This is a genomic window from Nostoc sp. 2RC (assembly GCF_014222165.1).
Taxonomy (GTDB): Bacteria; Cyanobacteriota; Cyanobacteriia; order Cyanobacteriales; family Nostocaceae; genus Nostoc; species Nostoc linckia.
Genome location: NZ_JACKZU010000310.1, coordinates 1 through 10005 on the forward strand (window position 1 = coordinate 1; position 10005 = coordinate 10005).

6 protein-coding genes are annotated in these 10005 nt (G+C 43.4%); 4 read left to right on the forward strand and 2 right to left on the reverse strand.

What is annotated here, in order from left to right; genetic code table 11:
- Window positions 1-393: 393 nt before the first annotated feature.
- The 4 genes from GNE10_RS26275 to GNE10_RS26290 all read left to right on the forward strand — a co-directional run bounded on the left by GNE10_RS26275 (window position 394) and on the right by GNE10_RS26290 (window position 5735).
- Entirely contained in the window at window positions 394-630 is a 237-nt protein-coding gene (locus GNE10_RS26275; RefSeq protein ID WP_099069361.1) for a hypothetical protein, read from the forward strand.
- 174 nt (window positions 631-804) lie between these two features.
- A complete protein-coding gene (locus GNE10_RS26280; RefSeq protein ID WP_185568180.1) occupies window positions 805-2580 on the forward strand; it encodes an ATP-binding protein in 1776 nt (591 codons plus the stop codon).
- A gap of 383 nt (window positions 2581-2963) precedes the next feature.
- Window positions 2964-3194: a NifU family protein gene (locus tag GNE10_RS26285; protein ID WP_099069332.1), complete on the forward strand. Its 231-nt coding sequence runs from the start codon at window positions 2964-2966 to the stop codon at window positions 3192-3194.
- Window positions 3195-3500: 306 nt separating this feature from the next.
- Window positions 3501-5735: a glycoside hydrolase gene (locus GNE10_RS26290; protein ID WP_185568183.1), complete on the forward strand. Its 2235-nt coding sequence runs from the start codon at window positions 3501-3503 to the stop codon at window positions 5733-5735.
- A 151-nt stretch (window positions 5736-5886) separates the two neighbouring features.
- Here the strand turns inward: GNE10_RS26290 and GNE10_RS26295 are convergent, their stop codons facing one another.
- Window positions 5887-8637 carry an HAD-IC family P-type ATPase gene (locus GNE10_RS26295; RefSeq protein WP_185568186.1) on the reverse strand — a complete coding sequence of 917 codons (2751 nt, stop codon included), beginning with the start codon at window positions 8635-8637 and terminating at the stop codon, window positions 5887-5889.
- Between the two features lie 451 nt (window positions 8638-9088).
- Entirely contained in the window at window positions 9089-9631 is a 543-nt protein-coding gene (locus GNE10_RS26300) for a hypothetical protein (protein WP_185568189.1), read from the reverse strand.
- Window positions 9632-10005: the final 374 nt, after the last annotated feature.

Here is a 10005-nt window from a genome sequence, read left to right on the forward strand (position 1 = left end):
CCATCTCCCCAGGCCCCCTGCCCCTCTTCATTCCATCTTTAACTTTCCAGATAAATAGGTGGACTTTTAAGAATATTATGAAAGTCTATTTGTCGGTGCTAGTATTCATCAGCTGGAAGCGTACAATAAATGTAAATAAGTACATGTAGGGATCGTGGACAATTGCCACCCGTAATTGTCCGGAGTCACTGAATCATCGGCAAAACTTCTAGAAAGCTCTTGTCTAGTCAGTTATATGAAAAATGCGACCTAAAATTTAAAGTTGTTACTTTGGTGCTATTTCGGGGAACTATGTAACTATACCCTCGAAGATTCTTCAGTGAATTGGCCCAAATTATGAATATAACTACTTTACAAAGCTTTAAACAAAACCAATTCAGAGTATATAAACCTATGAATATGCAACACAAACGTGCCGACGCGGATAACACACGAGCCGATAAGGTAGAAATTGCTGTCCGCCTAGACTCAGAATTACTAGAGCAAATTCAACATCTCACTAACGATCCCAGCAAAGTGATTGAGGTGGCAATTCGTCAGTGGTTGCGGGGCGAAATTTTAAGAGATGATGAACTAACTCGCACGCCTGTGCGTACTCCCGTTCCTCCTCGTGGGGAATGGAACGATTGACATCATTACATTAGCTGTCAATCTTACTTAACAAAAGTATAGTTTGCCAACTTAAATTTCAAAACACCAAGAAATACTCAATCAAAAATGTAAAAGCTGTAAAAATTTATGCCAAAATTTGAACAGCTTTGGTAAAAACCCGGTCGGATACCCTTTGTCTATCCAACTCAATTAATGACTATTACTGCCAAATCCCAATTGCCGAATATTTTTTCTCAAAATCTGGAATCTATTACCAGTAACAGTAAAACTGATGGTTCATTGCCGACTCTCGGAGCCGAGTTGGTGTACACGCAAGATGGGGCAGGGCGCTATCTGACCTTTTGTTGGCAGCACAGCGAACTCCTGGGGTTAAAGACCGAAAAAATAGTTGATGAACTCAACCAGACTCAAATCTTTGCTCCTGTGGATAAGGTTGCCTATTTGGAACGATTACACCGAATTTTGACGAATTTGGTGCCAGAAAGGTTTCAGTGCTGGTTTAGTCATCATCAGGAATTATTTGAGTTGGACTTAACAATCAGTCCGATTATGCCAAGTTTGGGAACGTCTGCCACTACAGTTTTAGTGATGGGACGGTTATTACAAGCTACACTCAACAAAAAACAATTGGGTGTGGGAGTAAAAGCGCCTGCACAAATAGAGGCGGCTTTACGTTCGCAGCAACACCAAAAATTGGTAAATCGAATTACGAGAAATATTCGGCGGACATTGGATTTAGACATTATTTGGCAGCAAACAGTAGATAGTTTAGGAAAAGCACTGCGGCTAGAACGCTGCATTATTTGTCCTTATCAGCCTTGTCATACAAAAGTAGAGGTTAAAGCTGAGTATCACCAGCCAGAACTGAGGTCAATGATTGGCTCAGAAATAGATATAGGTTCTGAACCAGCTTTTATTCAGGCATTAACAACCTTAGAACCAATCGTCATGGATGGGTCTGGATACACTGAATCTGGACAACACAAAACTTTGGTAGTTGCAACTTGCTATCAAGACCAAGCCAATGGATTAGTGGTTTTAAGTTGGCAAGATGAATGCTACACGTTAACAGACTCGGAATTAGAATTAGCAAAAGAAGCAGCAGATCAATTAGGAACAGCGATCGCTCATGCTACTTTATATAAAGAATTAGAAGAAGCGCGTCAAAAAGCAGAAGAGGCCTCGCGCCTCAAGAGCGAGTTTCTCGCCAATGTATCCCACGAAATTCGTACTCCCCTCAATGGAATGATTGGCTTTTTAAAACTGATTTTAGAAGGCATGACAGATGACGCAGAAGAAAGAAATCAGTTTTTAGAAGAAGCTCATCAGTTATCAATACATTTACTGCATATTATCAACGATATTTTAGACATTGCCAAAATAGAAGCCGGCAAAATGGAATTAGCCTATGCCCCAGTCAAACTAGGCGAACTCTTCACTGACGTAGAAAATTTCATGCGTCCTCAAGCAGAGATGAAAAACCTCAGCTTCCAGATGCAAATGCCAGCTACCTCCGATGAAATCATTGTCCAAAGTAACTACCAAAGATTGTTACAAGTGATGCTGAATTTGGTGAACAACGCCATTAAATTTACTCATGAAGGCGGTATCACCGTCAGCGCCGATTTAGTACTCAAAAAGGCAAAGCCGCAATTTCAAGGACAGCAATTTCCAGGAATGGTGAGAGTGCGGGTAGCCGACACTGGTATTGGTGTTTCCTTAGACAAACAAGATAAACTATTTCAATTATTCTCTCAAGTGGATGGCTCCCGTACTCGCCAATATGGTGGCACAGGTTTAGGGCTAGCAATTTCCCAGAAGCTAGTAGAAGCAATGGGTGGTGAAGTACATTTCTACAGTCTTGGTGAAGGACTTGGCTCAACAGTTACATTCACCGTGCCACTGTATCAACAACCAGTGATAGTTTCATCGAATGAAAGCGGTTCAATAAAAAATGGCCACGGTTGAAGGTTGACTGTTGACTGGAGGGATGTAGCTTTAGCTTCTCTTTGGGAGACGCTAGCGCAAAAGAGCAGGGTGGGAGATAAGGAGGTAGGGAGGGAGAGATGAGCTTTTCCCCTCTGCCCCATGCCCTATGCCCCATCTCCAGTCATGAAAAATTGACAACTAGCAATCTAGTGAGAATTAGATTTAGGATCTATTTAATAAAGCTGGAAAACAAAATTTTGGATAATGGGTAATGAGTAACGATGCATAGGGTACATAAACTGGGAAAAAGGAAAGCACAGGAGTAAATCGGCAGAGGTACTATAGCCCATGCCCCATGCCCTATACCCCATGCCCTATGCTTTATGCCCCATGCCCATCCCTAACTGAGTAGGTCTAAAACTATGGAACTCACAATTGATAACGTTGAAACAGTCCTAGATGAAATGCGCCCTTATTTGATATCTGATGGTGGTAATGTGGAACTTGTAGAACTTGATGGCCCCATTGTCAAACTGCGGTTGCAAGGTGCTTGTGGTTCTTGCCCAAGTTCTACAATGACTTTGAGAATGGGTATTGAGCGCCGCCTGCGGGAAATGATTCCCGAAATTGAAGAAGTTGAACAAGTAATCTAGGGACTGGGGACTGGGGATTGGATACTAGGAAGAATGAGCGATCGCTATTGAATCAAGAACAATGGATTTTTTCATTCATAATTTATCTAAATAGAATTCAGGAGTCAGCAGTTAGAATTTATGCTGAATTCTGTATGACTGGCGCTGAATAAGTGGGTTTAAGACCCCCTAAAAGTGAAAATTTAGCGGTCTACAATTAGTGGCGGGTGTACTCCGAACTAATTGGTTCTGATTCCTGAATTCTGACGAATGATTCTTCTTCAACATTAATACTAGTTCCCAATCCCCAATCCCCAATCACTCCTTATGTCTTATCCCCTGTACGTAGCTTTTATCTGGCATCAACATCAGCCGCTGTACAAATCTCCTGGCAGCGGCAATTCGTTATCTCCTAGCCAGCAGTACCGCTTACCTTGGGTACGTTTGCATGGCACTAAAGATTATTTGGATTTGATATTAATTCTAGAACGGTATCCTAAGTTACACCAAACGGTAAATTTAGTACCATCACTGATATTGCAACTGGAAGATTATATTGCTGGTACTGCCTTTGACCCTTACCTCACCGCTAGCCTGACACCAGAGGATCAGCTTACCCAGCAACAGCGGGAATTTATTATTCAACACTTTTTTGATGCCAATCACCACACCCTAATCGATCCTCATCCGCGGTATGGTGAATTGTATCACCAAAGGCAAGAAAAAGGCGCAAGTTGGTGTTTGGCAAATTGGCAGCTGTCAGATTATAGCGATTTGTTAGCTTGGCACAATCTGGCTTGGATCGATCCACTGTTTTGGGATGACCCGCAAATTGCCACTTGGTTAAAGCAGGGTCGGAATTTTACATTAAGCGATCGCCAGCGCATTTATTCCAAACAGCGAGAAATCCTGGCTCGTATTGTTCCCCAACATCGGAAAATGCAGGAGGCAGGACAGTTAGAAATTACCACCACGCCCTACACCCACCCGATTTTACCTTTGCTGGCTGATACTAATTCTGGTCGGGTAGCCGTGCCAAATATGACATTACCCGGACAGCGTTTTAAGTGGGCAGAAGATATCCCGCGTCACTTACAAAAAGCTTGGAACTTTTATAAAGACCGTTTTGGACAAATACCCCGTGGTTTATGGCCTTCTGAACAATCAGTAAGCCCAGAGATACTTCCATACATTATTGACCAAGGATTTAAGTGGATATGCTCAGATGAAGCAGTTTTGGGATGGACGCTAAAACACTTTTTCCATCGCGATGGGGCAGGAAATGTACAGCAACCAGAACTTCTATACCAACCCTATCGCCTGCAAACTCCAGCAGGTGACTTGTCAATTGTATTTCGCGACCATAGATTATCAGATTTGATTGGCTTTACCTACGGCGCTATGCCAGCAAAACAGGCAGCTGCGGATTTGGTAGGACATTTGCAGGCGATCGCCAAAATGCAAAGAGACAGCCAAAGTCAACAACCTTGGCTAGTGACCATCGCTTTGGATGGCGAGAATTGCTGGGAATATTATCCCCAAGACGGTAAACCCTTCCTAGAAGCTTTATATCAAACCTTAAGCAACGAACCCCACCTGAAACTCGTCACCGTCTCCGAATTTATCGAACAATTTCCACCCACAGCCACCATCCCCGGAGGACAGCTACATAGCGGTTCTTGGGTCGATGGCAGTTTCACCACTTGGATCGGCGATCCTGCCAAAAATCGTGCTTGGGATTATCTCACACAAGCCAGGAATTTACTAGCCAGTCATCCAGAAGCAACCGAAGAAAATAACCCAGAAGCTTGGGAAGCCTTGTATGCCGCAGAGGGTTCCGATTGGTTTTGGTGGTTCGGTGCAGGACACTCCTCAAATCAAGATGCCGTGTTTGACCAGTTGTTTCGAGAACATCTGTTTGGCATTTACAAAGCCTTAAATGAACCTGCACCACCTTATCTCAAACAACCAGTGGAAGTTCACCAAGTACAAGCAGACCATCGCCCACAAAGCTTTATTCATCCAATCATTGATGGCAGAGGTGACGAACAAGATTGGGACAAAGCTGGACGCATAGAAATTGGTGGGGCGCGGGGAACAATGCACAACAGCAGTGTTGTTCAGCGACTTTGGTATGGAGTGGATCACCTAAATTTCTATTTGCGGGTGGATTTTAAAAATGGTGTTGTGCCGGGGCAGAATTTACCAACAGAATTAAATTTGCTGTGGTACTATCCAGACAAAACAATGGTTAACAGCCCAGTTCCCTTGGCAGATGTCCCAGACACAGCCCCAGTGAATTATCTTTTCCACCATCTTCTAGAAATTAACTTGCTGACCCAATCAGTTTATTTTCGAGAAGCCGGAGACAATTATCAATGGCATCCCCGTGCTAGTCGCGCCCAAGCAGCTTTAAATACTTGTTTAGAGTTAGCAGTACCCTGGGCAGATTTGCAAGTTCCCCCCGATTATCCCTTACGTCTGATTTTAGTACTTGCCGATGAAGGGCGTTTTTGTCATCACTTCCCAGAAAATGCTTTGATTCCCATTGAAGTGCCTTAGAAAGTCTTGCAATAGAGGGGCATGGGGCATGGGAGAATAATAACTCACCAGTCCCTAGTCCCTAGTCCCTAGTCCCCAGTCAACAGTCAACAATCAACAGTCAACACCAAAACATACGCCTGTTAAATACAAAACCACCTTCACAATATCCCTAATTGAGGGGATCGAAATGCTGCAAGATGAGAGCTATGAACACTATTGGCAAGCCTATAGCCAGACAAATAAGAGCTTGGATAGATGTCAAAGGTGTAGTATTAAACACTTGATTCATCAAGTTCCACTGACTGAAAAGAACTTGTAAACTCATCACAGCCACAATTCCGATGGCGGGTGCGTAGGCTACAGATGTACCTTTACCTTGGATTTTGGCAATTAGAGATGGTAAAAACTGGCTAATGCTTAGCAGGTAAAAGACTTCTGATGCTACTAAGCTATTAATTGCCATTGTCCGAGCCAAGACTTCATTGCCTGTAGTTTGAAGTATCCATTGAAACACCCCAAAAATTACCAACCAATTGAACAGGGAAATTGCTAAGATGCGCTTGACTAAACCACCCGATAAAAGCTTTTCTCTGGGGTTGCGCGGTGGTTGTTGCATTACCCGTCGAGATTTTGGCTCAAAGGCCAGGGGAGCAATCAAACCTACCGAACTGACCATGTTTAGCCAGAGAATTTGGATTGGTAAGATGGGAAGTACAGTTGCCAGGAGAATGGCAATCAAAATCGTCATGGATTCTCCAATGTTAATTGGCAGCAAAAAGGCGATCGCTTTTCGTAAGTTCCGATAAACCCCGCGCCCTTCTTCCACAGCAGCTTCAATTGAGGCGAAGTTATCGTCAGTTAAAAGCATATCCGCCGATTCCTTGGCCACTTCTGCCCCGGCTAAGCCCATAGCCACACCAATATCTGCCTGCTTGAGAGCCGGAGCATCATTAACACCATCTCCAGTCATGGCAACAATTTCGCCTTTGAGTTGCAATGCTTTCACCAAACGCAACTTTTGTTCTGGAGCAACTCGCGCAAATACCATACCTTGCTCAGCTGCTTGGGCAAATTTTTTTTCATCCATCTGAGTTAATTGCTTTCCGGTGAACACCTGTTCTTCAGCGGAGCAAATTCCCATTTCACGGGCGATGGCTGCTGCTGTGAGGGCGTGATCCCCAGTGATCATCTTGACTTGAATGCCAGCAGATTGACAAGCCTTGACTGCGGCGATCGCTTCTTCACGGGGCGGATCGATTATGCCTTGAAGTCCCAAAAATACCAATCCACCATCGATTTCATGACGCTCCAAGGATTGTTTAGCAGCAACTTCTTTTCTCGCAAAAGCTAGGACTCGTAAACCTTGCTTTGCCATATCTGCAACTTCCCGTTCCACTGCGGCGGGATGGAGGGCAGCCTGTTGTCCTTGGGGGTCAAGTATATAATCGCATCGTTGGAGAATTGCTTCCACAGAACCTTTGAGATAAATCACATTCAGTTTTCGCTTTGCATCCAATTCATGCAAAGTCGCCATGTATTGAAATTCCGACTCAAAGGGAATGGTATCTATTCTGGGTAATTCTTGCTCTATATTCTCTTGTGTCAATCCTGCTTTATTGGCAGCTGTAATCAATGCTCCCTCGGTTGGAGTTCCCACTAACTTCCATTGTCCATTTCGCCATTCGATGCGAGAATCATTGCACAGCAATCCTGCTTCTAGAGATTCCCAAACAGCAATATGTTCATTTGCACTGAAATCAACGGGTTGCTGATTCATCAAAATTTCACCATCTGGAGCATAACCAATACCGCTAACAGTGTAGTGTTGCCCACCAGCATAAATCTTCTGAACCGTCATCTGATTTTCGGTTAAAGTGCCAGTTTTGTCAGAGCAGATAACCGTGGTACTTCCCAAAGTTTCCACAGCAGGTAACTTGCGAATAATGGCGTTACGTCGTGCCATTCGCGAAACCCCGATGGCCAAGGTGACAGTGACAATTGCTGGCAATCCTTCCGGAATCGCGCTGACTATAAGAGCTACAGCAGCTTTGAAAACATTAATCCAAGATTCACCTTGTCCTAATCCCACTGCAAATGTCAGACCAGCTAAACCCAAGATGACATACAACAGGGTTTTGCTAAACTTGTCAATATTTCGCGTCAGTGGCGTTTTCAGATTTGTGCTGCTTTCAATTAACTGCGAAATCCGACCAGTTTCAGTGCTATCTGCGATCGCTATCACAATTCCTTGTGCCTGTCCAAAGGTAACGAAACTTCCTGCATAAGCCATATTGTTGCGTTCGGCTAATGGTGTTTCCACAGCCAGCGCCGGAGTTGCTTTCTCCACCGGAACAGATTCTCCTGTTAAAGCAGACTCGTCAACTTGTAACCCGCGCACGGTTAACAGCCGCAGATCCGCAGGTACTTTATCCCCAGAAGCTAGCACTACCAAATCACCAACAACAAGTTCAGTGGAAGGCATACGAGTTTTTTGACCGTCGCGAATCACAGTTGCTTCAGTGGTGACAGCTTTCGATAAAGCCGCGATCGCACCTTCGGCTTTCGATTCTTGAATGTAGCCAATGGTGACATTAATCAGGGTGACACCAAAAATTACTATCGCATCTATCCAATCTTGCAGTAGTAGCGTCACGACTCCGGCCGTCAGCAATATGTATAGTAGCGGTTGATTAAATTGCTCTAAAAATTTTAGCCAAGGACTTTTTGCAGCTTTACTACTGAGTTGATTTGCACCCATCTGCTGATGCCGAATGGTAGCTTCTTCATCACTCAAGCCTGCTTGCGAATGGCTGGCTAAGGTTTGCACAACTTGTTGTTCTGCCAAAGTATGCCATTCATAGTTGAGTAAATCTTCTGTTGTCTGGCTAAAAGTATTTGTAGCGATCGTCTCTGCTGTCATCTCTATCTCCAAATTGAAAGAATTGTTTTGTTGAAAACTTTATGGAAGAAGACACACAGACAAGGAGATGCACTCACACCAATTCCAAATTCAGAAAGTGAGATATAACTTTTTCGTGAAATGCTATCAGGAGATAAAAATCTTAGATGCCACTTACCAAACGTCACGCGCAGCAAAGAGCCAGTGTCCTTGTGTAGAACCTGGAAGCCATAGCAGTTAAAGCGTAATTTAGGGAACTCCAAAAAATAAATTATTCCAGTTAATGCGTTGACTGTTCACAGTTAACAGTCAACAATCTTCTATGGAATATTTTTTTACTTGGAAGTCCCTTAGGACATCAAGAGACTTTCTTTGCCTGTTCCTTGCTATGTAATACTCTGACCAAATCAAAGATTTGGTTTTTTTATCAAAAGGTCTTTACGTTTGCTCTTCTTCGGCGTTTGTGTCTTCTTTAGTGTGAGAATCTCTTGGTAGATTCATAAACATGCCACTCTTGCACACCCCAGTAACGGAGAATTGATTCTGCTTTATGTATTTCATCTGTTGTTCCCTCCACCGTCACTAAAAATTTTTCTGGCGTAGTTGGCTTATGGAATCTAGCTTGTTTTTCAGGAGCAAACCAACCTTGAAAAGCACCATAAACACCACCAAACACTGCACTTGCTCCACTCGCCAGCAACGTACCCAGCACAGATTCAACCGCTAACACCGGCCCAAAACCGGGAATAATTAACACGCCAAGTCCAGCTATCAGTGCTAGCAATCCGCCGGCTGTTCCTCCTCTAATGGCACCTGCTTTAGCAGCTTCCTTTGGAGTCATGTTATGTTTATCCACTTCAACATCCTCGTACAACTTTTTGTGTTCGGTGTCTAAAGAAAACACAGAAACTTGTTGCATAGGAAAGTCAATGGCTCTGAGTTCATCAAGCACCTGTGTTGCAGCTTTACGGCTAGAAATGATACCCATCGCATTTTTCAGTGGACTAAAATTCATAACAAAGTCTCCTATAAAAATAAGTTCAGTTGAAAACGAAGCTTTATTAATCTCCAAATAGTAGGAAACTCTATTTTTGTAGTATAAGTATTAACTGTATTATTTTAGGTATTCTTTCAGTTGGTTTAGTTTCGTTTTTATGCTTCTATTTCAGGATTACTGATAAATGTGAACGAAAAGTGAATAAATTGTTTATTTAGGGACTTCCAAGTAAAAAAATATTCCACAGAAGACTGTTGACCGTTGACCGTTGACAGTCAGCAGTCAACAGTGAACAGTCAACGACCTAAATCATACCGATTCAAAAAATGTTTGCGACAGATACCCCACCCGCCTGACGGCCCTCCCCAAAGCATCGGGGAGGGTTGGGGAGG

Coding starts and splice junctions, on each gene's coding strand:
- GNE10_RS26290 (WP_185568183.1), top strand. CDS start 3,501: ATGTCTTATCCCCTGTACGTAGCTTTTATCTGGCATCAACATCAGCCG.
- GNE10_RS26295 (WP_185568186.1), bottom strand. CDS start 8,637: ATGACAGCAGAGACGATCGCTACAAATACTTTTAGCCAGACAACAGAA.
- GNE10_RS26280 (WP_185568180.1), top strand. CDS start 805: ATGACTATTACTGCCAAATCCCAATTGCCGAATATTTTTTCTCAAAAT.
- GNE10_RS26275 (WP_099069361.1), top strand. CDS start 394: ATGAATATGCAACACAAACGTGCCGACGCGGATAACACACGAGCCGAT.
- GNE10_RS26285 (WP_099069332.1), top strand. CDS start 2,964: ATGGAACTCACAATTGATAACGTTGAAACAGTCCTAGATGAAATGCGC.
- GNE10_RS26300 (WP_185568189.1), bottom strand. CDS start 9,631: ATGAATTTTAGTCCACTGAAAAATGCGATGGGTATCATTTCTAGCCGT.